Annotated in this window: 26 protein-coding genes; 13 read left to right on the forward strand and 13 right to left on the reverse strand. The window is 71.6% G+C overall.

Features of this window, described 5'->3' with window-relative positions; translation table 11 throughout:
• The first annotated feature begins 84 nt into the window (after positions 1-84).
• The gene (locus tag Cs7R123_RS22520; protein ID WP_212829699.1) at positions 85-672 is read left to right on the forward strand and encodes an HD domain-containing protein; all 588 of its coding nucleotides are present in this window, start codon (positions 85-87) and stop codon (positions 670-672) included.
• Here the strand turns inward: Cs7R123_RS22520 and Cs7R123_RS22525 are convergent.
• Positions 666-950, reverse strand: a complete 285-nt coding sequence (locus Cs7R123_RS22525; RefSeq protein ID WP_212829700.1) for a hypothetical protein — start codon at positions 948-950, stop codon at positions 666-668. The genes Cs7R123_RS22520 and Cs7R123_RS22525 overlap by 7 nt on opposite strands.
• A 246-nt stretch (positions 951-1,196) precedes the next feature.
• Between Cs7R123_RS22525 and Cs7R123_RS22530 the strand changes: the two genes are divergently transcribed.
• From Cs7R123_RS22530 to Cs7R123_RS22540, 3 genes are all read left to right on the forward strand, one after another.
• Positions 1,197-1,631 carry a hypothetical protein gene (locus tag Cs7R123_RS22530; RefSeq protein ID WP_212829701.1) on the forward strand — a complete coding sequence of 145 codons (435 nt, stop codon included), beginning with the start codon at positions 1,197-1,199 and terminating at the stop codon, positions 1,629-1,631.
• Between the two features lie 188 nt (positions 1,632-1,819).
• Positions 1,820-2,104, forward strand: a complete 285-nt coding sequence (locus Cs7R123_RS22535; RefSeq protein WP_212829702.1) for a hypothetical protein — start codon at positions 1,820-1,822, stop codon at positions 2,102-2,104.
• Positions 2,105-2,259: 155 nt separating this feature from the next.
• On the forward strand, positions 2,260-2,853 hold the full coding sequence (locus Cs7R123_RS22540) for an ankyrin repeat domain-containing protein (RefSeq protein ID WP_212829703.1): 594 nt from the start codon (positions 2,260-2,262) through the stop codon (positions 2,851-2,853).
• Positions 2,854-2,869: 16 nt separating this feature from the next.
• On the opposite strand, the gene Cs7R123_RS22545 is transcribed toward Cs7R123_RS22540, so the two are convergent.
• Together Cs7R123_RS22545 and Cs7R123_RS22550 are read right to left on the reverse strand one after the other, a co-directional pair.
• Positions 2,870-3,361 (reverse strand): hypothetical protein, encoded by a 492-nt coding sequence (locus Cs7R123_RS22545; RefSeq protein WP_212829704.1) that lies wholly within the window; start codon positions 3,359-3,361, stop codon positions 2,870-2,872.
• 145 nt (positions 3,362-3,506) lie between these two features.
• Entirely contained in the window at positions 3,507-4,439 is a 933-nt protein-coding gene (locus Cs7R123_RS22550; RefSeq protein ID WP_212829705.1) for an NADP-dependent oxidoreductase, read from the reverse strand.
• A gap of 80 nt (positions 4,440-4,519) precedes the next feature.
• Here Cs7R123_RS22550 and Cs7R123_RS22555 point away from each other — a divergent pair, with 80 nt between their 5' ends.
• Entirely contained in the window at positions 4,520-4,921 is a 402-nt protein-coding gene (locus Cs7R123_RS22555) for a helix-turn-helix domain-containing protein (protein WP_212829706.1), read from the forward strand.
• A 9-nt stretch (positions 4,922-4,930) separates the two neighbouring features.
• Here the strand turns inward: Cs7R123_RS22555 and Cs7R123_RS22560 are convergent, their stop codons facing one another.
• Together Cs7R123_RS22560 and Cs7R123_RS22565 are read right to left on the reverse strand one after the other, a co-directional pair.
• A complete protein-coding gene (locus Cs7R123_RS22560) occupies positions 4,931-5,590 on the reverse strand; it encodes a TMEM175 family protein (RefSeq protein WP_212829707.1) in 660 nt (219 codons plus the stop codon).
• A 57-nt stretch (positions 5,591-5,647) separates the two neighbouring features.
• Complete coding sequence (locus Cs7R123_RS22565) at positions 5,648-6,061, reverse strand: group III truncated hemoglobin (RefSeq protein WP_212829708.1); 414 nt, start codon at positions 6,059-6,061, stop codon at positions 5,648-5,650.
• Between the two features lie 105 nt (positions 6,062-6,166).
• On the opposite strand from Cs7R123_RS22565, the gene Cs7R123_RS22570 reads away from it, so the two are divergent.
• The 3 genes from Cs7R123_RS22570 to Cs7R123_RS22580 all read left to right on the forward strand — a co-directional run bounded on the left by Cs7R123_RS22570 (position 6,167) and on the right by Cs7R123_RS22580 (position 9,294).
• A complete protein-coding gene (locus Cs7R123_RS22570; RefSeq protein ID WP_212829709.1) occupies positions 6,167-6,868 on the forward strand; it encodes a Clp protease N-terminal domain-containing protein in 702 nt (233 codons plus the stop codon).
• Positions 6,869-6,903: 35 nt separating this feature from the next.
• Positions 6,904-7,086 carry a hypothetical protein gene (locus Cs7R123_RS22575; protein WP_212829710.1) on the forward strand — a complete coding sequence of 61 codons (183 nt, stop codon included), beginning with the start codon at positions 6,904-6,906 and terminating at the stop codon, positions 7,084-7,086.
• Positions 7,087-7,407: 321 nt separating this feature from the next.
• The gene (locus Cs7R123_RS22580) at positions 7,408-9,294 is read left to right on the forward strand and encodes a diguanylate cyclase domain-containing protein (RefSeq protein ID WP_212829711.1); all 1,887 of its coding nucleotides are present in this window, start codon (positions 7,408-7,410) and stop codon (positions 9,292-9,294) included.
• 53 nt (positions 9,295-9,347) lie between these two features.
• On the opposite strand, the gene Cs7R123_RS22585 is transcribed toward Cs7R123_RS22580, so the two are convergent.
• The 4 genes from Cs7R123_RS22585 to sigK form a co-directional block, all read right to left on the reverse strand.
• The gene (locus tag Cs7R123_RS22585) at positions 9,348-10,847 is read right to left on the reverse strand and encodes a molybdopterin-dependent oxidoreductase (RefSeq protein ID WP_212829712.1); all 1,500 of its coding nucleotides are present in this window, start codon (positions 10,845-10,847) and stop codon (positions 9,348-9,350) included.
• Positions 10,848-10,906: 59 nt separating this feature from the next.
• Entirely contained in the window at positions 10,907-11,521 is a 615-nt protein-coding gene (locus Cs7R123_RS22590; protein ID WP_212829713.1) for a fasciclin domain-containing protein, read from the reverse strand.
• A 372-nt stretch (positions 11,522-11,893) separates the two neighbouring features.
• Complete coding sequence (locus Cs7R123_RS22595) at positions 11,894-12,619, reverse strand: anti-sigma factor domain-containing protein (RefSeq protein ID WP_212829714.1); 726 nt, start codon at positions 12,617-12,619, stop codon at positions 11,894-11,896.
• Entirely contained in the window at positions 12,616-13,233 is a 618-nt protein-coding gene (gene sigK, locus Cs7R123_RS22600; RefSeq protein ID WP_280517322.1) for an ECF RNA polymerase sigma factor SigK, read from the reverse strand. The genes Cs7R123_RS22595 and sigK overlap by 4 nt, the downstream gene beginning before the upstream one ends.
• 363 nt (positions 13,234-13,596) lie before the next feature.
• Between sigK and Cs7R123_RS22605 the strand changes: the two genes are divergently transcribed.
• Together Cs7R123_RS22605 and Cs7R123_RS22610 are read left to right on the forward strand one after the other, a co-directional pair.
• Positions 13,597-14,361 carry a hypothetical protein gene (locus tag Cs7R123_RS22605; RefSeq protein WP_212829716.1) on the forward strand — a complete coding sequence of 255 codons (765 nt, stop codon included), beginning with the start codon at positions 13,597-13,599 and terminating at the stop codon, positions 14,359-14,361.
• Positions 14,362-14,420: 59 nt separating this feature from the next.
• A complete protein-coding gene (locus tag Cs7R123_RS22610; protein WP_212829717.1) occupies positions 14,421-16,139 on the forward strand; it encodes a SulP family inorganic anion transporter in 1,719 nt (572 codons plus the stop codon).
• 16 nt (positions 16,140-16,155) lie between these two features.
• Here the strand turns inward: Cs7R123_RS22610 and Cs7R123_RS22615 are convergent, their stop codons facing one another.
• Both Cs7R123_RS22615 and Cs7R123_RS22620 read right to left on the reverse strand, forming a co-directional pair.
• Complete coding sequence (locus Cs7R123_RS22615; RefSeq protein ID WP_212829718.1) at positions 16,156-16,812, reverse strand: response regulator transcription factor; 657 nt, start codon at positions 16,810-16,812, stop codon at positions 16,156-16,158.
• Positions 16,809-18,029, reverse strand: a complete 1,221-nt coding sequence (locus tag Cs7R123_RS22620; RefSeq protein ID WP_212829719.1) for a sensor histidine kinase — start codon at positions 18,027-18,029, stop codon at positions 16,809-16,811. Before Cs7R123_RS22620 ends, Cs7R123_RS22615 begins: the two co-directional genes overlap by 4 nt.
• A gap of 130 nt (positions 18,030-18,159) precedes the next feature.
• On the opposite strand from Cs7R123_RS22620, the gene Cs7R123_RS22625 reads away from it, so the two are divergent.
• From Cs7R123_RS22625 to Cs7R123_RS22635, 3 genes are all read left to right on the forward strand, one after another.
• Positions 18,160-18,492 (forward strand): PadR family transcriptional regulator, encoded by a 333-nt coding sequence (locus tag Cs7R123_RS22625; protein ID WP_244872082.1) that lies wholly within the window; start codon positions 18,160-18,162, stop codon positions 18,490-18,492.
• Positions 18,489-19,298, forward strand: a complete 810-nt coding sequence (locus Cs7R123_RS22630; RefSeq protein WP_212829720.1) for a hypothetical protein — start codon at positions 18,489-18,491, stop codon at positions 19,296-19,298. The genes Cs7R123_RS22625 and Cs7R123_RS22630 overlap by 4 nt, the downstream gene beginning before the upstream one ends.
• A gap of 126 nt (positions 19,299-19,424) precedes the next feature.
• Positions 19,425-19,907, forward strand: a complete 483-nt coding sequence (locus Cs7R123_RS22635; RefSeq protein ID WP_212829721.1) for a hypothetical protein — start codon at positions 19,425-19,427, stop codon at positions 19,905-19,907.
• Between the two features lie 4 nt (positions 19,908-19,911).
• On the opposite strand, the gene Cs7R123_RS22640 is transcribed toward Cs7R123_RS22635, so the two are convergent.
• Together Cs7R123_RS22640 and Cs7R123_RS22645 are read right to left on the reverse strand one after the other, a co-directional pair.
• Entirely contained in the window at positions 19,912-21,801 is a 1,890-nt protein-coding gene (locus Cs7R123_RS22640) for a hypothetical protein (protein ID WP_212829722.1), read from the reverse strand.
• Positions 21,786-22,577, reverse strand: a complete 792-nt coding sequence (locus Cs7R123_RS22645; RefSeq protein WP_212829723.1) for an ABC transporter ATP-binding protein — start codon at positions 22,575-22,577, stop codon at positions 21,786-21,788. Before Cs7R123_RS22645 ends, Cs7R123_RS22640 begins: the two co-directional genes overlap by 16 nt.
• Between the last annotated feature and the right edge of the window lie 37 nt (positions 22,578-22,614).

The raw sequence follows: 22,614 nt of genomic DNA on the forward strand, positions 1-22,614 counted from the left end.
TACCGCAGTCGGATAGCGCAGACGCTCACCGGCGTGGCTCTGGGCTGCCGGAGGCGCAGTCCGTGTGGCGATACCCTTGACGACATGTCGATCGGGCTTCCCACCACGCCTACTGCTCGTGCGGCTCTTGACGTCGCCACGCGCTTCTGTTCGCCCGCGTTGCTCAACCATTCCGTCCGCTCCTACCTGTGGGGAGTGGCCTACGCGAACGCTCACGATGTCGCGTTCGACGACGAGCTGTACTTCGTATCCGCGATGCTGCACGACATCGGGCTGACCACGCCCTTCGACAGCCACACGGTGCCGTTCGAGGAGGCGGGCGGGCACCTTGCCTGGGCGTTCGGCATAGCCGCCGGCTGGCCGGCGGATCGAAGCGCTCGCGCCGATGAGATCATCGTGCGCCACATGCGGAAGGACGTTCCAGCGACCGAGGATCCCGAGTCCCACCTGCTCCAGGTCGCGACGAGCTGGGATGTCTCCGGACGCCGCGCTACGGAGTTTCCGACGGCGCTGCGGGCGGAGGTGCTGGAGGCGTATCCGAGGCTCGACTTCGGTGCGCAGTTCGTCGAGCTGTTCAAGGATCAGACCGAACGCAAGCCTGGTAGCGCGGCGGCACAGGCGACCAACGGCGGGATAGCTGCACGTATCAGCGCGAATCCCCTAGATCATTGAGGACCGCTCGTTACCGCGTCCGCACTGTTCACGTATGCGTCGACGCCATTGGCATGGACTGTCACCGAGCCGTGCCGGTGGTCGACCTCGAACGGTTCGTCCTGCCTCGTCGTTCCGGGCCAGGGCGCGTCTCCCCCGATTCCGACGGTCGTCACCAACACACCTTCGCCGGGCTTCAGCCAGTAATCACGCCCGTACGGTTCGATCACCAACTCGATCAACTCGTCACCGCAGTTCTCGACCCGCAGCCTCGCCTCCGGACGATCATCAGACCCCACGGCGCCCACCCCACCCTCTCCGCCGCCGAGTAACGTCGCTTCCCATCCCACCATCACCGCCGACGTTGGCAACCAGAGCCTTGGCTCTGGCCTGGTCGACCCCAAAGAGCGTCGGTCGGACGGCGGCGGGTGTGTGCGACCATGACAGCCATGGCGATCGATCGGACCGAGGCTCCAGCGAAGCACTCCGATAGCCCCAGAAACAGGGCCGAGCGGGACTACCGACGCGTTGCCGGGATGCTGGTCATGATCGTCGGGACGGTCGTGGTCGCGTTCTGCTGGACCATGTATCTGATCACGCGGCCGGAGGTCGGCTCACCGTCGCACCTGCTCGTCCTGCATCGAGCGCCCGCACCCGCCGAGGTCGTGCGCATCGACGCGGCCGGGCCGCATGAGCTGCCGACCGATTGGAGCACCAGCTTCGGGATCATCGGTACGTCCCAGACGCCCGGCCAGGCCCATGTGCTGGTGGACGGCAAGGAGATCACGGTTCTGCGGTGGACCGACTACCAGGCGCACGCCACGTCCTACTGCGAGAGTCCGGTCTCCGAGCGCCTGCCGTACTTCCTCGCGCACGTGGCCCCGGGCAGCACCGTCACCGTGGAGCCCGAGGGACTCGGCGGCGACTGGTATGTCGACATAGTGATGTACCCGCTCCTGAAGGACTGCCCCGTGGGGTAGACGGGCCCTGCCCATGGCTCCCGCATGGGCCCATCCACCGTCGCGTGAATGATCTTCTCGGTCGGTCGGGCATATCGCTGAGGCGCCTGAACTGCATCCATCTGTGTGTTCACGTACTGGGCAGGCCGTTTACAGAACTATGCTGATCCCACCATTCAAGATCGAAACGGGGGATCACGATGGCGGTCGTGCTGATTCACGAGGGGCCGACGCTGACGCAGGAGCGGTACGACGAGATCGTCCGCAGACTCACCGGCGGCCTCGGCCGCATGGAGAGCACCGACGACTGGCCCGTCTCCGGTCTGCTGGTGCACGTCGCCGGGCAGAGCCCGCACGGCTTCCGGGTGGTCGACGTGTGGGAGTCCGAGGAGGCGTGCCAGCGCTTCGCCGAGGTGCTCAAGCCGATCCTGGCCGAGGTCGGGGTCACCGACCAGGCGGTGGTCTACCCTCCGCACGCGTTCGTGTCGGCCTGAGCCGCGACCGGTGGCCCGCATGTAGACGCTGGCCTATCTCATCGACTGTACGAAGATCGAACTCGACGAGATAGGCCAGCGTTTATGGAACCGTGCTGCCGTGCGCTCTGGCGCTGGCCGCGTGCACCCCTACCGCACCGAGCAAGGAGAACCCGATGACCCGCTCCCCCGATCAGGACCTGCTGGCGGCCGCCGCAGCCGGTGACGCCGACGGCGTGGCCGGTGCGCTGCGCGCGGGCGCCGCACTGGAGGCCCGTGACGGGCACCGGCGTACGGCGCTGCTGCTGGCTGCTGCGGCCGACCACGTGGAGGTCGCGAAGGTGCTCGTCGCGGCGGGCGCCGACCCGGACGCTTCCGACGACCGCCACGACACCCCGTGGCTGGTCACCGGCGTTACCGGCAGCGTGCCGATGCTGGAGGTGCTGCTGCCGGCCGGGCCCGACCTGACCGTGGTCAACCGCTACGGCGGCGTGTCGGTGATCCCGGCCAGCGAGCGCGGCCACGTCGAGTATGTGCGCCGGGTGGTCACCACGGGGATCGACGTGAACCATGTCAACAACCTCGGCTGGACGGCGCTGCTGGAGTGCGTGATCCTCGGCGACGGGTCCGCGCCGTATGTCGAGATCGCCCGGATCCTGCTGGGCGCGGGCGCCGACCCGTCCATCGCGGACAAGGACGGCGTCACCGCGCTGGCGCATGCCCGCAAGCTGGGGCACCGCGAGCTGGCCGCGGTGCTCACCGGCGCGTGACAGTGTGCGGGCGGCGTCAGTCGTCGCCGCCGTCACCTCCGTCGTCGCTGTCGTCGTCATCGTCGCCGTCGAGGTCGAGGTCGAATCCGCCGCCGTGGTGGTGGCGCCTGCGGCGCCTGCGGCTCAGGGCGTGCAGTCCGATGAAGAGGATCGGCGGCGCGAGGCACGCCATCATGAGCTGGCCGTTGCCGATCGGGGCGGTGAAGGCGTAGTTGCCGAGCTGGTGGACGGCCGAGGTCGGCGGCCTGGTGCCCTTGGTGAGGCCGTCGACGGCCTGGCCGTAGAGGGTGCCGGTGGTCTTGCCGTCCTCGGTGGTCCAGGTGACGTCGCAGCGCTGCGGGAACCCGGCGAAGGGGGCGAAGCCGATCGCACCGTGGCAGGCGGCCGGGTCGGCGACGGTGACCGTCTCGACCTTCGCGCCGCCGAAGGTGGTGGCGAAGGGCAGCGTGAGCGTGAAGCCCAGCAGCAGCGCGTACAAGACGAGGATCGTTCCTATTATCTTTCGCACGTCGGCACGCTAGCGGGGATCTTCAACGGGCACCCTCCGCCGCCCGGCTGCCCTTCATCGCATCGATCGGTGGCGGGAGTGCGCGCGATGGTCCGGGCCTGCCCGGCCCGCGCCGTTCGGGGCGCGGGCCGGGTGCGGGCGCCGTTCAGGGCGTCAGGACGAGCCGGCCGCGGTGGCCGCCCGTGGTCAGGCGGTCGTGGGCGGCTGCCACGTCCTCCAGCGGGAGGGTGTCGGCCACGCGCAGGGTCAGCACGCCCGCGTCGACGAGTGCGGACAGCTCGGCCAGGCGGGCACCGTCGGCGTACACCTCCTGGACCAGCACCCGGGTGCCGCGCAGGGGCGGCGGCGCGAACGGGGCCACCAGGGCGACGAACGTCCCGGCGCCCCGCAGGGCCTCGTGTGCCGCGACTCCGATGACGGCGGCGTCGATCACCGCGTCCACTCCGCCGGGCACCAGCTCGCGGACCCGGGCCGCGAGCTGGTCGGTGCGGGGCGTGAACCAGGTCGCGCCCAGGTCGCGGACCAGCTGCTCGTCGGCTTCGCCGGCCACGGCGACGGTACGGATGCCGCGCTGCGCCGCCAGTTGCAGCACCAGCCCGCCGACGCCGCCCGCCGCGCCCGTGACCAGCAGGGTCTGACCGGCGGTCAGCCCGGTCATGGCCAGCGACCGGTCGGCGGTCAGTCCGATCAGGGGCAGCGTCGCGGCCTGCACCAGGGTGACGCTGGACGGTGCGGGCGCGACCGCGCCCTGGTCGAGCACGACGTACTCGGCCTGCGTGCCGGGCGCCGACAGGACGTCGCGCAGGCCGATGACGGCGTCGCCGACGGCGAACCGGGTGGTGCCGGAGCCCACCGCGTCGACGCGTCCGGAGACGTCCCAGCCGAGGCCGGTCACCGGGGCGGGCACGAGCAGACCGGCGTGGGCCAGGGCGCCGTTGCGGGTGGACAGGTCGATGCGGTTGACGGAGGCGGCGTGGACGTGGATGCGGACCTGGCCGTGGCCGGGTTGCGGCAGCGGCACCTCGGCCACTTCCAGTACTTCAGTGCCACCGAATTCGCGGATGATCACAGCTCTCATGTCTCAGAACGCTAGTCGCGGACACTCTCTTGTGGTAAGTAGGTACCTGCGAGTGCGTAACGTACGCGAAGGAGAGTCCTATGGCGACGGTATCGGCGGCGCAGCGGCGCGAGCAGGAGCGGTACGAGTACAACGCGTTCCTGTCCGAGTGCCCCGGCCACCAGCTGCTGGCGACCCTCAGCGACAAGTGGGTGACCCTGGCGATCAGCGCGCTGGCCGACGGGCCGCTGCGCTACAGCGGACTGTCGCGGGTGATCCCCGGCGCCAGCCAGAAGATGCTCACCCAGACGCTGCGTACGCTGGAACGCGACGGCCTGGTGTCGCGGACGGTGACCCCGTCGGTGCCGGTCCGGGTCGACTATGAGCTGACCGCCCTGGGTCACAGCCTGCTGCCTGTGCAGCGCGCGATCAAGTCCTGGGCCGAGACCCACATCGAGCAGGTGCACCAGGCCCGCGAGGCCTACGACGGCGCCGCGGACTGAGCCTTGCGGTCAGGCTTCCAGCAGTTCGCCGCCTTCCGGGCGGCTGCGGTTGAGGAAGACGCCGCACGGGATGGCGAGGAACCACACGCCGACGGCCGCCAGGGTGCTCCAGTAGGCGACCGGGATGGACAGTGCGAACAGCACGACCGGCTGCATCGAGGCGATGGTGCCCCAGCGCAGCACTTCGGTGGTGAGCCGCACCCGCAGCAGCCCCGCCCGGTAGCTGTGGCGCAGCAGCACCACCTCCATGCCGCTGACCAGCCCGGCGACCACGGCGTACACGGTGATGGCCAGCGGGTTGCCGAAGTAGTCGCCCAGCAGCGCGGTCGGGAACGGCAGGAACGCCACGAACGCCAGGTAGAGCAGGTTGCGGGCGATCATGCCGAGGTCGAGGCCGCGCAGCAGGCTGAACAGCTTGTGGTGGGCGATCCAGTAGCGGCCGATGACGGCGAAGGACAGGAAGAAGCCGACGAAGTTCGGGATCAGGTCGCCGAGGTCGCGGGCGAGCTCACGGACGTCGTTCTCGTGGACGAGTTTCGGCACGGCGACTTCGACGACGAGCAGGGTCATCGCGATGGCGAACAGGCCGTCGCTGAAGGCGAGCACGCGGCCGAACTCCACGCTGTCGCGCGGATAGAACCTGTTCGCGACCCCGCCGCCTCGGCCCACGAGATCACCCTACGGGCCGGTGCGGGCCGGTGCGGGCGCGAGCCGGGTTTCGGCCGGTCAGGCGTCGGCGCGTACGCCGATGGTGGTGAATTCGCTGCCGGTGTCGCCGCCCAGGCGGCGCTGGAGCGACCAGGCCATCCGGGTGGACTGGGTCTTGGCCAGTTCGGTGACGGGGCCGGTGAACAGGTCGTCGAGGGTGGCGTGCCACAGCTGGAGCCAGCGCAGGAAGTGGTCGCCGTGCAGCGGCGCGACCTGGTGCAGGGCGACGTGGACCTGGAGGGTGTTGCCGCGGTAGGTCCTGGCGTGCAGCAGCACCGTCTCCCAGAAGTCGACCATGGTCGGCAGGTGTGCGTCGAGGTCCATCCGCACGATGTCGACGAAGATCGGGCCGAGCAGCGGGTCGGCGAAGGCGCGCTGGTAGAAGGTCTGCACGAGGGTGGTGATGTCGTCCCTGCCGGTGATGTCGCCCATGATCCGACCGTACTGAGGTGACCCTAAGTTCGTCCGCTTCCTGCGGTGTGACGTTGCCGTCAACCTGTGGTTGACGGCACGCGATCGTCAACCTATGGTTGACGCATGGCTGACACTCCGCGACTCGACGACCTCATCAACGCCATCAAGCAGCGCAACCCCGGCAGCGACCCGCTGGCCCAGCTCAGCGACGCCGTACTGCTCGGGCAGCACCTCGGCGAACTCGCCGACCACCTCATCGGCCACTTCGTCGACAACGCCCGCCACTCCGGCGCCTCCTGGACCGACATCGGCCAGAGCATGGGCGTGACCAAGCAGGCCGCCCAGAAGCGGTTCGTGCCCAAGGAAGGCGGCGGCGAGAACGACCTGCGCGTCTTCGCCCGCTACGACGACGCCGCCCGCCAGACCATGGTGCAGGCGCAGGAGATCGCCCGCCTCGCCGGACACGAGCACATCGGACCCGAACACATCCTGCTCGCGCTGCTGTCGGTGCCGGGCACCCCCGCCGCCGCGGCCGTCGCCGACGCGGGCACGACCCCGCAGGCCGTGGCGGCGGCGGTCGCCGCCCGGTTCCCGTCGACCGGGCAGCAGACCGCCGGGCCGGTGCCGTTCTCCGGGGCGGCGAAGAAGACCCTCGAACTGGGCCACCGCGAGGCGCTGCGGCTGGGCCACGACCACATCGGCACCGAGCACCTGCTGCTGGGCGTCCTGGCCCTGGGCGAGGGCGACGTGGTCGCGCTGCTGCACGGCGCGGGCGTCACCGCCGAGCAGACCGAGGCCTCGGTACGGCGCACCCTCGGCGCCTGAAACCCGCCGGGTCCCGGTGCGGCTGCTCGACGGCCGTGCCCGCTCAACGTCGCGCTGAGCGGGCACGGCAGGGGCGAACGCGGCCCAAGTCAGCCGACACCGAGCCCACCTACGACATCGCGCTGACCTATGACCGGCTGCTGGTGATCGAAGCGGCCCGCACCCTCATCGACCGGATCCCGCCCCTGCCGCACGGCTTCGGGCACCCCCGCGTCTGACTCGGGCGCCATGTCTTCGTGATCCCTGTGCTGCGCCCTTGCCGACGCACCCTGCCGACCACAGCGTTCGCCGGTCGATTCGCGCAGCCGGCTGAATTGCCTCAGCAAGGTCGAATCACCTCCCGACGACGTTTTCACGCTGGGAAGGTCGGCTTCAGCGCACCGAACCGCGCCCGCGGCCGTGGTCTGACCTGAGGATTATGGTGATGGCGTAGAGCAGCTCCGCGCTGCTCGAAGACGCGGCGTCGTTTCCATGGATGCGCCCGGAGTGGTGCACGACCGCCACGCTCGCCAACGTCCTGCGCCGAAAGGTGGACGCCCATGTCGAGCACACCTGCGGCCCCGGCCGGAAGGGACAGGCGTTGGTACGCGTGGGCGGTGATCCTGGGGATCGCCGTGTTCACCGCCGCTGCGGGCATGTTCATCGGGTTCGGCCCCCGTCCGCGTCCGGCCATGTACGGGGCGCTGTGTGTGCTGTACGGGGTCAACGCCGTCGGCTCGCTCCAGCAGGCCCGGCACGGTGCGGCCACCGACCCGCGCACCCGTGCCTTCTGGCGCTGGGCGGCGGTCGGCGGCGCTTTCCTGACGGCCGGGTCCATCGTGCAGATGCTGCCCGGACTGGGCGCCTGGCCCGTCGCGACCACGCCGATGCTGATCACCAAGGCCCTGGCGGTGGCGGGCTTCGCGGCCGTCACCTGGCCCATGCTGACCTGGCCGCTGAACGTGGCCGGGCGCCAGCGGCTGCGCATCGGCCTGGACGCGGCCACCGTGATGTGCAGCGTGGCCGTGTTCACCTGGGCACTGGCCCACAGCACCGGCGCACGGCCGGTCGACGAGGTCGACCTGCTGCTGACGTTGCTGGCCAGCGGCGTACTGGTGGCTGCGGCGTACGCGATGGTGCGGTTGATCCTCAGCGGATCGGCTCCGTTCACGCCCGCGACCGCCGCCACCGGCACTTCGGCGCTGCTGCTGCTGTCCATCGGCATCGCCACCGACGGGCTGACCGGCCCGCAGCCCGACACGCGGCTGCTGTTCACCTTGAAACTGGTCTCCGGGGCACTGCTCGCGATGACGCCCCAGGTCGAACGGCTCACGTACACCGCCAGCCGTCCGGTGGCGCCGCCGCGGAGGATCAGCGGGACGCTGCCGTACCTCGCCGTCGCGGCCGCCCAGGCGTTGCTGATCCTGCAGCTCTGGCGAGACGGACTGACCACCGCGACCTGGGGTGTCGTCACCGGGATGGCGCTGATCACGGCGATCGTCACGGTGCGGCAGAAGATCACCGCGACGGACAACGACCGCCTGATAGCCGAACTCGACGCCACCATGACCACGCTCAGCGCGCATGAGCGGCGCTTCCGCTCACTGGTGCAGAACACCTCCGACGTGACGCTGGTCGTCGACCGCACCGGCGGCATCACCTACGCCAGTCCGTCGGTGCGTACCGTGCTGGGCATCTCGCCGCAGGAAGCGGAGGGCAGACCCGCACGCGACATACTGGCGGCCCAGCAGTCCGACGGCTCCCGGGAGTGGTTGGCTCCCCTCTACGGCCCGCCTGCCCAACGCGACGAACTGCTGGTACAGCTGCACGACGGCACCCTCAAGCACCTCGAACTGATCTCCACGAACCTGCTGGAAGACCCGTCGGTCGGCGGAATCGTGATCAACTTGCGGGACGTATCCGAAGCCAAGGACCTCCAGCGACGGCTGCGCCACCAGGCGACCCATGACAGCCTCACCGGCCTGGCCAACCGCACACTGCTCGACGAGCAGCTCGGCGACGACGGCCGAGCCCGGGGCAGCAACGCCGTGCTGCTGCTCGACCTCGACGGCTTCAAGGAGGTCAACGACCGCTTCGGCCACCATGTCGGCGACCAGCTGCTGATGGCGGTCGCCCAGCGGCTGCGGCAGATGGTGCGCCACGACAACCTGGTCGCACGGCTCGGCGGCGACGAGTTCGTCGTCCTGCTGCGCGACAGCACGGCCGACGCCGCCGTGCGCACGGCCGACCGCCTCCTCGAAGGGGTGGGCCACACGGCCTGCCTCGACGGCGACGACACCGTGCACGCGAAGACCAGCATCGGCGTCGCGGTCGGCACCGACACCGCGTTCGACACCCTGCTGCGGCAGGCCGACGAGGCGATGTACCAGGCCAAGCGCAGCGGTTCCGGGGTGTCGCTGTACGGCGGTGCCGACGACGGGCCGTGAACGGGTGTCACACCGTGTCAGGCCGGCGGGCGGATGGGCCACCCGGCCGCGGGTCAGCTGACGGTGACGGCCAGGGTGTGCCAGCCGGTGGCGCCGTCGGGGAACGGGGTGGCGCGGCGCTCGGGCTGCGTCTGGCCGGTGTCGTCGGTGGCTCGGACGCGCAGGCGGTGGCCGCCCGAGCTCGCCTGCCAGCGGTAACGCCACTGCACCCAGGTGTCCGTCCCGGAGGTGGGCAGGATCTCGGCCTGCTGCCACGGCCCGTCGTCGATCTGGAGCTCGACGGTACGGACGCCGCGGCCCTGGGCCCACGCCACGCCGGCGACAGTGACCGTTCCGGATGCCACCTGTGCGAAGGGGGCGGGGCGGTCGATGCGTGAGGCGGTTTTGACAGGTGCCCGGCGCGCCCAGCCGCGGCGGACCCAGTAGGTGTCGAAGTCGGCGAAGCGGGCCAGTTCGATCTCGGTGATCCATTTGCAGGAGCCGGCGTATCCGTAGACGCCGGGGGTCAGCATCCGCACCGGGAACCCGTTCTCGGGTGGCAGGGGCCGGCCGTCCATGGCGACGGCGAGCATCGCGTCGCGGCCGTCGAGGATCGTCTCGACGGGCGTGCCCAGGGTCATGCCGTCGACGGAGCGGGCCACGACCTGGTCGGCGCCGGGTCGGATGCCCGCCTGGCGCAGCAGCGGTGCCAGCGGCACGCCGAGCCAGCGGGTGGTGCCGATGTAGGGGCCGCCGACCTCGTTGGAGACGCAGTTGAGGGTGATGTCGCGTTCGATGAGTCCGCGGGCCAGGAGCTGGTCGAAGTCGAGGGTGAGGGGCCGGTCGACCATGCCGTGGACGCGCAGCCGCCACTGCGCGGCGTCGATGCGGGGAACGGTGAGGGCGGTGTCGACGCGGTAGAAGTCCGCTACGGGGGTGTAGAAGCCTGGCGTCGCGTTTCGGGGACCGGCCGGTTGCACGGGTGGCGGGAGGACGATCGCCGCTCGTGACCGTTCGGCGGAGCCCGAGGTCAGCTCACGGATCATCGTGGCGAGCCCACCGGCGACCAGGGAGGAGCCTGCCACGGCCGTGGCGGTCGTCAGGAAGCGCCGCCGCCCCGCCTGCACCTCGGCGGCGGGTTCGGGCCTGGGCAGCCGACTCGTGAGCAGCCCGAGAACGGCGGCGGCGACCACGGCGGCCAGCAGCGACGGCACGACGTCCAGCGCGGTGGCTGACGGGCGGGACGCGACCGCGGCCGCCCCGAGCAGGCCCAGGGCGGCGGCTCCGGCCTGCGCCGGCCGGAGCCGCCGCCGGGCCAGGATGCCCAGGCCGACGGCTGCGACCGTCAGCACCACGGCCACGGAGGCCAGCAGCAGCGGCTTGTCGTAGGTGCCGAACGTGCGGACCGCGTATTCCTTGACGGGGGTGGGGGTCGCGTCGATGACCGAGGCCCCGATGCCGATCAGTGGTGACGACTCGGGCCGGAGCAGTGCCGCGCACAGTTCCGCGGCGGCAAGGCCTGCGGCGGCGGCGAGCACACCGGCGATGGCGGGCCTGAGGACAGGGGTGGGCATGGCGCGGCCTTCCGGGGCGGGCCCGCCGGCGGTGACCGGCGGGCCCTGGATGGGTGAGGTCACATCGGCATGAGCACGGAGTCGATGATGTAGACGGTCGCGTTGGCGGTCTGCACGTTGCCGCACACGACCTTGGCGCCGCCGTCGACGGTGAAGTCGGTGCCCGAGCCGGTCACCTTGATGTCGCCGCCCTGCAGGGTCTTGTGGGTGCCGGCGAGCTGGTCGGGCGAGATCTTCCCGGCGACCACGTGGTAGGTGAGGATCTTGGTCAGGGTGGCGTTGTCGGCCAGGACCTTGTCGAGGTCGGCCTTGGGGATCTTCGCGAACGCGTCGTTGGTCGGCGCGAACACCGTGACCGCCGGCGCGCCGTTGAGCGTGTCGACGAGGTTGGCCTTCTTGACCGCGGTGACCAGCGTGGACAGCAGCGGGTTGCCGGATGCGGCGGTGGCGACGGGGACCTTGGCCATCGCCTCGAAGCTGCCGGCGTTGGACGGGTCGGTGGGCACCGCGGCGCAGCCGGGCCCGAACTCCCCGGCCGGCGCGGCCGACATGCCGCTGGACGCCGACGTGGCGGTGGACGTCTCGGCGGTGGTGGATCCGGCGCCGCACGCGGACAGGGCCAGCGCGGCCAGACCGGTGACGAGAACGGCGGCGAACGTCTTCTTCGACTTCATGGTGACCCTCCCTGGCGGGACCCCGGTGGGGTCCGACTACACAGGGGATTCGGCGGTCACACCGTCGCGGATGGGTTGATTCCAGAAAAATCTGATTCACGTTATCTGCGGTGTTGGTCCTGGCATCCGGGTCCGACGAACGAGGCTCGCACGCGGTGCCGTACCTGACGGGTCACGTATGGCGCATTGTCCCGATGGCCACGAGGTGGATCACGCGTACGCCGGTCGGCGGCCGCGGCCGGATCAGGGCAGGCCGACGGTGAGCCTGCCCTGATCCGGCCGTAGCCGGTGGATCGGCGGGCACGGGTCCCGGCCGGACGTGCCCGCGGTGGTGACAGGACTGACGGTCTTGCAGCTGGCTTTCGGGGTCGGCTATCCCATGGTCAACTGCGCCAGGACCGGCAGGGTTGGCGCGGCCGAGCCGCCTGCGGGCTCGACGGTCAGGCCCAGGGCGTCGGCGGCGCCCAGTCCGCTCACCAGGTGTGTGGCGGTGCCCTGCCCGCTGGCCAGGACTCCGGCCGAGTGCGGGGTGCCGTCCTGTATCAGCCACAACTGGTAGGCCCGGCCGGCGCCGGGCGGCGGCGCGGCCAGCATGATCACTGCCGAGTCCTGACTGGGCGCGGCCACCATGGTGACCCGGCCGCCGCCGGCGACGGTGGTGGTCCGCAGCTGCGCATCCGGTGCCGTCAGCACGGCCTGCACCCGGGCGAGTTGCTGGGCTGCGCTCCGTTCGCCGCGCAGCCGCTGTTCCTGCACCGTGTAGGTGACCCCGGCGGCGATGGCGGCGACCAGCAGGCACGCCGCCACGGTCGCGAGCGCGGGATGGCGCCACCACCGCGTCGGCGCGCGTCGCCTGCGGACGGCTCGGGTCGGCGGCAGTTGCCGGGTCAGCCGCACCTGGGTCATGACCTGCTCGCGCAGGGCGGGCGGCGGCACCGACCAGGTGTCGTCGGCCAGCCGGGCCGCGGTCTCGGTCAGCTCCGCGACCTCGGTCGCGCACGTCGCGCACCCGCTCAGGTGCTGCTCGAAGGTAGCCCGCTCCGGCTCGTCCAGTGCGTGCAGCACGTATGGTCCGGCCAGCGAGTGGATGTCGCTCATGCCGACACCTCCACCCCGAGGCAGTCGCGCAGCCGGATCAGGCCGTCGCGCATCCGCGACTTCACCGACGGCAGCCCGGCGCCGAGCAGCTGGGCCACCTGCTGGTAGGTGTATCCGCCGTAGAAGGCCAAGGTGATCGCCTCGCGTTGCAGGTCGGTGAGTGTGTTGAGACAGCGTCGCACCTGTTGCCGACGCAGGCGGGTCGTGGCCTGGTCCTCGACATCGTCGGCCGGTGTCTGAACCGGGTCCGGGGTCAGGCGCTGTATCCGGTCCAGGGCCGCCTGTTCGGCGCGGACCCGGTCGACGGCACGCCGGTGGGTGATGGTGAAGACCCACGCGGTGGCCGAGCCGCGCTCCGGGTCGAAGCGGCTGGCGGTGCGCCACACCTCCAGCAGCACCTCCTGCGCGACCTCCTCGGCCTGCGCGGGGTCGCGCAGCACCCGCCTGGCCAGGCCGTACACCCGCGGGGCGACCAGCTCGTACAGGCGGGTGAAGGCCGCCTCGTCGCCGCGGGCCACCGCCCGCAGCAGTGTCTCGGCGTCGGCGGGCTCGGCCGGGCCGGGAACGCGGGTCAGGTGGTCGTACCGCGGGTTGGGCTGGTCGGCACCGTTCACGGTCCCACCTTTCGGCATGGTCAAGATCGCTGCTGTTCGACGACGCAGGGGATTCGGCACGCATTGGCACGCGGATGGGTCGGTTTCCGCAGAATCTCACACGGCATGCCGGACACCTGCGAACCTGGCTCGGTGTCCGGACCAGCGCGGGAGCCGGGCTCAGGTCGGCGTTCGCCCCTCACTCGGGAAGCGGCACGGCCACCGCGATCATCGTCAGGTGCGGGCGCTGGAGATCACGCAGAACGGCCCGCTGGGCCGGGCCGGGGTCTGACTTGCTCAAACAGCCAGCATCCGGATCATTTTCCGCATTATGCTCGCCGACATGCGGCCATCGTCCGCGTATGCCGACTGCGGAGGTCGTCCATGGCGGAGCCGGACCACCCACCGGCGGCCGAGGCGGCGCGACCAAACGCGGACCGGCGGACACCCGGTCCCGCACCGGCGGCGGTGCCGGATCCGGCCGCGATGCGGGCCGCCCGGCTGGCCGTCGTGATGGGACTGGCCCACGCGGTGCTGTTCACCGCGGCGTTCCTGATCCTGCACCGGGTCCCGAGCGCCGGCGATCCCGACCAGACGGTGCTGGAGTACTACCTGGATCCCGGCACCCGCCGCCAGGTCCTGCTGGCCGGGATCTACCTCATGCCGCTGGCGGCGATCACCTTCCTGTGGTTCATCACGACGCTGCGGATGTGGATCGCCCACCAGGGCCGGCCCGAGCACGTGCTGTTCTCCAACCTTCAGTTGGGGGCCGGGCTCAGCTACATCGTGCTCGAACTGGTCGCCGCGGCCGCGTTCAGCGTCGGCGCCGCGGTGGCCCAGTTCGGCGACGGTGTGGCCGACCCGGCGACCATGCGCGGCTTCGCGCAGCTGGGCAGGCTCGTGTCGGTCATCCTCGCCATGCGCATGGCCGCCATGTTCGTGCTCACCACTGCCTCCCTGGGCAGGCACACCAGGATCATGCCGAGGTGGTTCCTCGTCCTCAGCGTCGCCGTCGGGCTGACCCTGTTCCTGGCCGCCACGCTCGACACCTGGCTGCTCCTGCTCTTCCCGGCGTGGCTGCTGATGCTCTGCGCGATCCTGCTCGTACGGCTGCGCCGCGCCGCCGGAACAGCGGTGCCCAGCGGCTGAGGCCGCCCGGCACACCCCGGACCACCACCCGACGAGCGGTATCAAGAACGGACAGCGACATGACCGGTGACCCGACGCCGAACACCGTCGCGCGGCGGCTGCGGGCCATCCCCCGCCCCACCGGCCGTGACGCCGTCGCGGGCTTCGTGACAGGGCTGTTCTCCATTCCCGAAGGCGTCGCCTACGCCAGCATCGGCGGGTTCGCCGCGCCGCTCGGGCTGTGGTCGGGGGTGGTCCCGACCATCCTCGGCTCCGTGTTCGCCCGCACCGTCCTGATGGTCACGACCCTCACCAGCGCCATCGCGCTGTCGGCGCGCAGCGTGCTGCAGGCCGCGGGGCTCGACACCGGCGACATCGGCGCGATCGCGACGCTCACCGTGCTGGTCGGCGTGGTGATGCTGATCCTGGGCCTGCTGCGGCTCGGGTCGGTCATGTCGTACGTGTCTACCGCCGTGATGACCGGGTTCACCGTCGGCATCGCGCTGCAGATCATCGCCGGGGTGATCAAGGACGCCACCGGCTACAGCCCGGGCAGCTCCAACACCGTCGGCAAGCTCGCCGACGCGCTGATCCACCTCAGCCGCTGGAAGACCCCGGTGGTGATCGTGGCAGCCGCGACCGTCGCCGCCTGGCTGCTGTTCCGGCTCTGGCGGCCGACCCGGTCACTGGCGACGCTGCTGTCCCTGCTGGTGGTGACGGCGGCGACGGTGCTGCTGGGCACCGACGTCGAACGGGTGGCCGACATCGCCGCGATCCCCCGCTCACTGCCACCGTTCACCCTGCCCGACCTGGGCGCGGTCCCCGCCCTGGCCACCGGCGCGGTCGCGATCGCCCTGGTCGCGCTGGCCCAGGCGGCGGGCATCGGTGCCGCGGTGGTCAACCCCGACGGCTCCCGTCCGGACGCGTCGAAGGACTTCAGCGCCCAGGGGGTGGCGAACCTGGCCGGTGGGTTGTTCGGGGCCCTGCCCACGGGCGGGTCGCTGTCGCGTACCGGCATCGCGCAGAGCTCCGGCGCCCACACCCGCTGGGCCGGCATCTTCGCCGGCGTCTTCCTCGCCGTCATCGTGCTGCTGGTCGGCCCCTACGCCGGTCTGATCCCGATGGCGGTCATCGGCGGGATCATGCTCGTCATCGGCGCCGAGCTCATCGAGCGGCGCCGCAACGACATCATGCTCGTGCTGCACACCTCGTGGCCTTCTGCCATCGCCATGATCGTCACCTTCGCGGCCACGACCGCGCTGCCGCTGCAATATGCGATCTTCCTCGGCGCGGCGTTGTCGATCCTGCTCACCTCGATCACGGTCACCCGCAGCAGCAGGCTGCTGGAGTTCCGGCGCGGCGACGGCGGCTGGGAGATCGGCGACCCGCCGGCGCACCTGCCGTCGGGCCGCACCACGGTCCTGCACTACGACGGCGCGGGCTTCTTCTCCGAGGTCGGCCGTATCGACCAGGACTGGCCTGACACCACCGGCGCCACCGACGCGGCCGTCGTGCTGTCGGTGCGCGGCGCGGTGGACGTGCCCTCGGCGACGTTCCTCAAGGCTCTTGACGACCGGGTCGGCCGCCTCGACGCGCAGGGCATCTCGTTCGTGATGGCCGGGGTTCCCGACCGGTTCCGGGACCTGCTGATCCGCAACCCGCAGCTGGCCAACCTCAACCCCGAACACCTCGTCGCGCAGACGCCGCGCATCATGGAGTCGGTCGAGCAGGCGTACGCGCTGGCCGAACAGCAGCGCGTACGACGGCGTCCCGCGACCACGCCGGAGACCACGAGCTGACAGCCGCACCGGCCGGTCAGCCTGGCGGCTGCACCAGGCCCTGCTCGTACGCGATGATGACGAGCTGGATGCGGTCACGGGCCGTGAGTTTGGCCAGCAGCCTGGCCACGTGCGCCTTGGCGGTGGCCACGCTGATGAACAGCTCGGCGGCGATCTCGGCGTTGTTCAGGCCCCGCCCGACCAGGGTCAGCACCTCACGCTCCCGGTCGGTGACGCCCTCCACCGTCCGGGGCGGACGGGCCGGTTCCGGCCGCCCCGCGAACTCGGCGATCAGTCGGCGGGTCACCCCCGGCGCGATCAGCCCGTCGCCGGCGGCGACCACCCGCACCGCGTCGAGGATGTCCTCCAGCGACATGTCCTTGACCAGGAACCCGCTGGCGCCTGCGCGCAGCGCACCGTAGACGTACTCGTCGTCGTCGAACGTGGTCAGGATCAGCACCTGCGGAGCGTCGGCGCCCGAGGTGATGATCCGGGTCGCCTCGATGCCGTCCATGCCGGGCATCCGGATGTCCATCACCACGACGTCAGGCCGGGCCTCGGCGACCTGTGCGACGGCCTGCGCCCCCGACCCGGCCTCGCCGATCACCTCCAGGTCGGGGCTGTCGGCCATCAGCACCCGCAGCCCGGCCCGGATCAGCGGCTGGTCGTCGACGAGCAGCACCCGCACGGTCACGACGACGCCTGCGGGCCGTACGGGCCGGGCAGCGGCAGCCGGGCCCTGACGACGAACCCGCCACCGGGGCGCGGGCCGGCGGCGAGCTCCCCGTGCAGCAGGGCGACCCGCTCGCGCATCCCGGCGATACCGAATCCGGTGGGGCCGACGACACCGCCGCGGCCTTCGTCGGCGATCTCCAGGAGCAGCTCGCCGTCGCGCTGCTCGACCAGCACCGTGCACGTGTCGGTGCCGGCGTGGCGGACCACGTTGGTGACCGCCTCCTGGATCAGCCGGTACGCCGACAGGTCCAGGTCGGGCGGCAGCGGCCGGTCCGACCCGGTCCGGCGTACGTCGACCCGCACCCCGGCATCGGCGGTGACCGCCGCCAGCCGGTCGAGGTCGGCCAGACCGGGCGCGGGGTCCAGCGGGGCGGGTCCGGTGTCGGCCTGGCGCAGCGCGCCCAGCATCCGGCGCAGCCCGGCCAGGGTGTCACGGCTGGTGTCCTCGATCGCGGCGAGGGCGTTGCGGGCCTCGGCCGGCTGGGTGTCGATGACGCGGCGCCCCACCCCGGCCTGGATGGCGATGATGCCGATGCTGTGCGCGACCATGTCGTGCAGCTCGCGGGCGATCCGCAGCCGCTCGTCGGTGACCGCCTGGTGGGAGGCCTGCACGCGCGCCGCCGCGGTGTGCCGGCGGCGCTCGAGGACGACGTAGCCGCCCATCCAGGCCGCTGCCATGCCCAGGACCAGCAGCAGTGTCGCGTTCGCGAGGTCGGGCGAGCGCTGCGGGGAGCCGGCGGTGATGAGCACCTGGAGTACGAGGGTGACGGCTGCCGCGGTCACCGACACCCGGCGGGAGCGGGTGGCCGCGAGGTAGGCCACGGTCAGGTCGATGCCGAGGTATTGCAGGTTGCTCACGTCGCGCAGGTAGGGCGCGGCCCACTGGTCGTTGCCGAGGAACGGCAGCACCGTGGCGCCGAGCAGCATCAGGGCGAGTGCCGCCACCGGTCGGCGCCGCAGCAGCACCGCGGGCAGCGCCACGGTCAGGAGCGGCAGCAGGCTGCCCAGGTAGGGGACGCCGAACGGGTTGCGGAACCCGTCCTGGACCGTCTCGAACAGGACGACGGGGTAGAGCGCGAGCGCGATCCAGCGCAGTGCCGTGGCCGACGCCGGGGACAGGCTGAATCGCGGGCGGCTCGCGATCGCCGGTGCGATGAGCTGTGGGTTCGGATTCATGCGCCGATGTTAGGCAGGAGCTGGTCGCGGGGGCATCGGCCCGCGGACGTCAGCCCGTGGGCTACACCCGGCGTCCTTCCGGTATCACCGGGGCTGATGGCGCGGATCTACCCTATGTAGACTCCCTACCATGAATACCGAACTGCGCCTGACCGTGCCGGTGGCACGAGTCCTGGCGGCCCTGCTCGCCGAACCCGCCGGCGACCATTACGGAATGGAGCTGATGCAGTCGTCCGGGCTGCCCAGCGGCACGCTGTACCCGATCCTGGCCCGGCTGGCCGAGGCCGGCTGGCTGGACAAGCGCTGGGAGGACATCGACCCGGCCGCCGCCGGCCGCCCCGCCCGCGCGTACTACCGGGTCACCGCGGCGGCCTTGCCGATCGCCCGCCAGCGCCTCGCCGAGCTGCACGAGCAGACGAGGACGGGAGCGGCGCACCCCGCCGCCAAGGAGGTCACCGCATGATCAAGCACCTCTGCCGGGCACTGCTCACCGCGGCGGCCCGGCGCTGGCCGCAGGACGTGCGCGAGGAGATGCTCGCCGAATGGCGGGCGGAGCTGCACGCCATGCCCGGCACCGCGCGGCGGCTGCGGTTCGCGGGGAGCCTGGCCACCTCACGGCCGCATCGGGAACCGGCGGTCGTGGTCCGGCCGGGCCGGACGTTCGCGCACACGGTGCTGTCGCTGGTGCTCGTCGCCGTCCTGCCGATGCTCTACGTCCAGCTGTCGTTGCAGTGGACCACCTTCTACGACGAGTACAGCATCGTCTGGCAGGCATGGGCCGGAGCGGGCGGCATGGTGGGCGCCGTGCTGCTGGGGATCATCTGCGCAGGTGTCACCACGGGGGTGACGCAGCTGATCCGCCCGGCGCTCGTGCCACTCTGGATCTTCGGCATCCTGTTCGTCGTGGTGACGGCCTGGCCGCTGCTGGAAGGGTATGCGTTCAACCGGTCCCACGCGGGCGACGGGCTCCGGCTGGCGCTGAGCGCCAGCCTGCTGTGCACCCTGGCCGGCCGGTTCAGCCGCGCTTCATGGTCCTGGGGCGTCGTGGCGATCGCCGTGCCGATCTCCTACTGGGCCATGGTCACGCGCTTCGATCCGTACGGAATGGAGTTGTTCTTCGACGGCCGGACCCTGCCCGCATACCTGTTCATGTTCGTCACACAGGCGTCGATCCACGTGACGATCTTCCTGCTCGTGTATGCGAACCTCCTGGTCCGGCGCCATCGGGCGCGGCAGGCTCGCCTGCTCCCGCAGGCGGCCCCGGCGTAGGCCGGGGCTCGTGGCTCCGGGCCGTCCAGCGCGGTGCCTCGCCGCCGAGGGCTCTGCGCACGGGTGATCTGATGGTCGGCGAGGACAGGAGGCCGCTCACATGACCGAGAACCCACGCGGTACGCCGTGACCCGGCACCGGTTCCACGGTGACGAGACCCGCTTCGACGTGCTCGCCGAGTTCATCACGACGCGGTTCCCGCAGGCCCGGTACGTCGCTGACGTGGCCGGCGGACAGGGGATGCTGACCCGGCTGCTGCGCAAGCGGTTCGGCCTGGAGGCCGAGGTCGTCGACCCCCGGGGCTGGACGCTCAAGGGCGTTCCGGCGCGGGCGGAGCCCTACCTCGCGGCGCTGGCCGACTACTACGACCTGATCGTGGGCCTGCACCCGGACGAGGCGCTGCGCGAGGTGGTCGACTCGGCCAGGGTGCGCCCCGTGCTGGTCGTACCCTGCTGCAACTTCTGGGACCGGGACCGCAAGCTCGGCCGCGACGAGCTGCTGGCCGCGATCACCGCCCACCACCGCGCCCTGGGTGGCCGCTGCGAGCACGTCGAGCTGGCGTTCCGCGGCCCGAAGAACCACGCGCTCGTCCTGCTGCCGCCGGTGTGAGCCCTCACTGGCCGTGGGTGAGCGCGGTCGGCCGGGGTTCTTCAGGCTGGTGGTCGGGCGGCGCGTCGCCGGTGTCCGGTGCCGGGGACTTCTTCGAGATGCCCGCCTTGATGGCGAGGTAGTAGAGGTAGGAGCCGAGCAGCACCATCACCGCGGCGGTGGGCCAGCGCAGCGGGCCGGGCAGGTACAGCGCGAGGAACCACGATTTCACGCCGACGCCGGTCAGCAGGAAGGCGATCGGCACGATGCCCTGCGGGAACAGCGCGATCGAGCCGAGCGTCCAGCCGAGGACCGATTTCCACACGTCCGGCCTGCCGACTTCGACCTTGGTGACGGTTTTGGCGCTGCGGCCGGTGCGCATGAGGAAGAGCAGCTCGGGGCCGCGGGCCGACAGCCGGCCGATCGCCACCCGGCCGAGCCACCAGGCGAGGAAGGCTCCGGTGGTGACGCCGACCGGCACGGCCGACCAGCGCAGGAGCGTGCTGTCCTGGGCGGTGCCGAGGGTGAGCAGCACCGCCGCGGGGATCGCGGGCAGCCAGCCGCCCCAGAACATGATGGTCGCCTGGCCGGTGGTGTCGCCGTGCTCGAGCGGGTTGTCGGGGCGCCGGTGGGCGTCGGGGCCGGGGGCCAGCGCGACCACGGAGATGAGCGCGCCGAGTCCCGCCCCGCCGCCGAGCATCGCGGGGACGAACGCCAGCACCCAGGGCCAGGTCCAGCTCAGTCCGCTCCACAGGGTGAAGGCCGCGGCGACGGCCAGGGTGACCGGGCCGAAGACCAGCAGATATGCGAGCTGGCGGCCGCGCAGGTCCGCGTGCTCGGTGCGGGTGGTCAGGGTCAGCCACAGGGCCGTGCCGTCCTGGGCGTACAGGTTGGACGCGGCCGTGCCGGCCATCACGGCCAGTGCCGGGGCGGCCCATGGCAGCAGCACCTTCGCGCCGAAGGTCAGCGGCAGCAGGGCGGTGCCCAGTGCCCAGGCCAGCGGCACGAACACCGCCTGGGTCCGCATGGGGTCACGCCACCAGGTGCGCAGCTCCTTGCGCAGCACCGCGCCGGTGCGCCCGGCGAACAGGCCGCGGCCGGTCGCGCGTACGTCACGCGAGCCGCGGATGGTGGCCCTGGCGCTTCTCGGCGTGCCGAGGCTGCGGCTCCAGCCGAGCAGGAGCGCCACGATGATCAGGCACAGCCCGGCGAGCGCGGTCAGCACCGCCCACCATCGGCCCTGGTCGGCGGCCTCGACGGCGACGAGCCCCCAGCCGGACGGCACGGCCCGTACGGTGCGGGCGAAGCCGGGTCCGAAGCCTGTGGTGAGCACGCCGGACACTTTGACGGCGACGGCGACCATCCAGCCGGACTGGGCCAGCACCATCATCGCGGCGAGGATGACGCCGGTGAACGCCGCGCCGATCCGGGACTTCGCCACGACCCCGAAGACGACCGTGGCGATCCGTGACAGCAGCACGACGAACACCAGCTCCAGCGCGACGGCGGGCACCGCCACCAGTGCGGGGCCGGTGCCCAGGCGGGCGGCGTAGACGAGCAGGCTCAGGAACGCCAGCAGTGTCACGGCGGTGGTGACGCTGACGAAGGCCGCGCCGAGCAGCCCGACGGCCAGCCGCCGGCGCGGCACCGACAGCAGCGCGAAGTGCTCGGCGCGCAGCACGGTGGAGCCGCCCCAGACGGGCCCGACGACCCAGCCCAGCGCCCACATCAGGTAGACCGCGGCGAGCAGGTCGGCCGTGACCGTCGGGTCGGGGGTCTGGATCAGGCTGAGCCAGATGGTCGCGGCGGCCGCGGCGATCCCGAGGACCCCTCCGGCGATCATCCAGATGGCCTTGCCGCCGGTCATCGAGTGCCGGATGATCGCCAGCTTCATCCGGATCAGGACGCCAGCCACGACAGCCCCTCGCCCGCCCCGGTGTCGACGCCCACCAGCCGGATGAACGCCTCCTCCAGGGTGCCGTCGCCGCGTACCTCGTCGAGGGGTCCGGCGGCGACCACGTTGCCCTTGGCCATCACCGCGACGGTGTCGCACAACTGCTCGACCAGCGGCATGACGTGGCTGGACAGCAGCACCGAGCCGCCTGCGGCGACGAACCGCACCAGGATCGACTTGAGCGCCGCGGCCGACACCGGGTCGACCGCCTCGAACGGCTCGTCGAGCACCAGCAGCCGGGGCGCGTGCAGCAGCGCCGTGGCCAGGCCGATCTTCTTGCGCATGCCGGTGGAGTAGTCGACGACCAGGGTGCGTTCGGCATCGCCGAGCTCCATGACGTCCAGCAGCTCCTGGGTGCGCCGGGACACCACGTCGTCGGGCAGGCCGCGCAGCTGCCCGATGAAGGTCAGCAGTTCCCGGCCGGTCAGCCGTTCGGGCAGGGCCAGCCCGTCGGGCAGGACGCCCAGCAGCGACTTCGCGCGGACCGGGTCGGCCCAGACGTCGACGCCGAAGGTCTCGCAGCGGCCGCCGTCGGGCCGCATCAGCCCCACCGCCATGGACAGCGCGGTGGTCTTGCCCGCGCCGTTGGGCCCGACGAGGCCGAAGAACGAGCCGCGGGGCACGGTCAGGTCGACGTGGTTCACCGCGACGGTGTCGGCGAAGGCCTTGAGCAGTCCCGTCAGCCGCAGTGCCGGAGCCCGCTCGTGGCCGTCGGGGTCCGGCGGAGTGTCCTTCATGGACGGCAGGCTACCGGCTCGGCGCCCGCGGCGGGGT

This window comes from Catellatospora sp. TT07R-123 (genome assembly GCF_018327705.1).
Lineage (GTDB): Bacteria > Actinomycetota > Actinomycetes > Mycobacteriales > Micromonosporaceae > Catellatospora.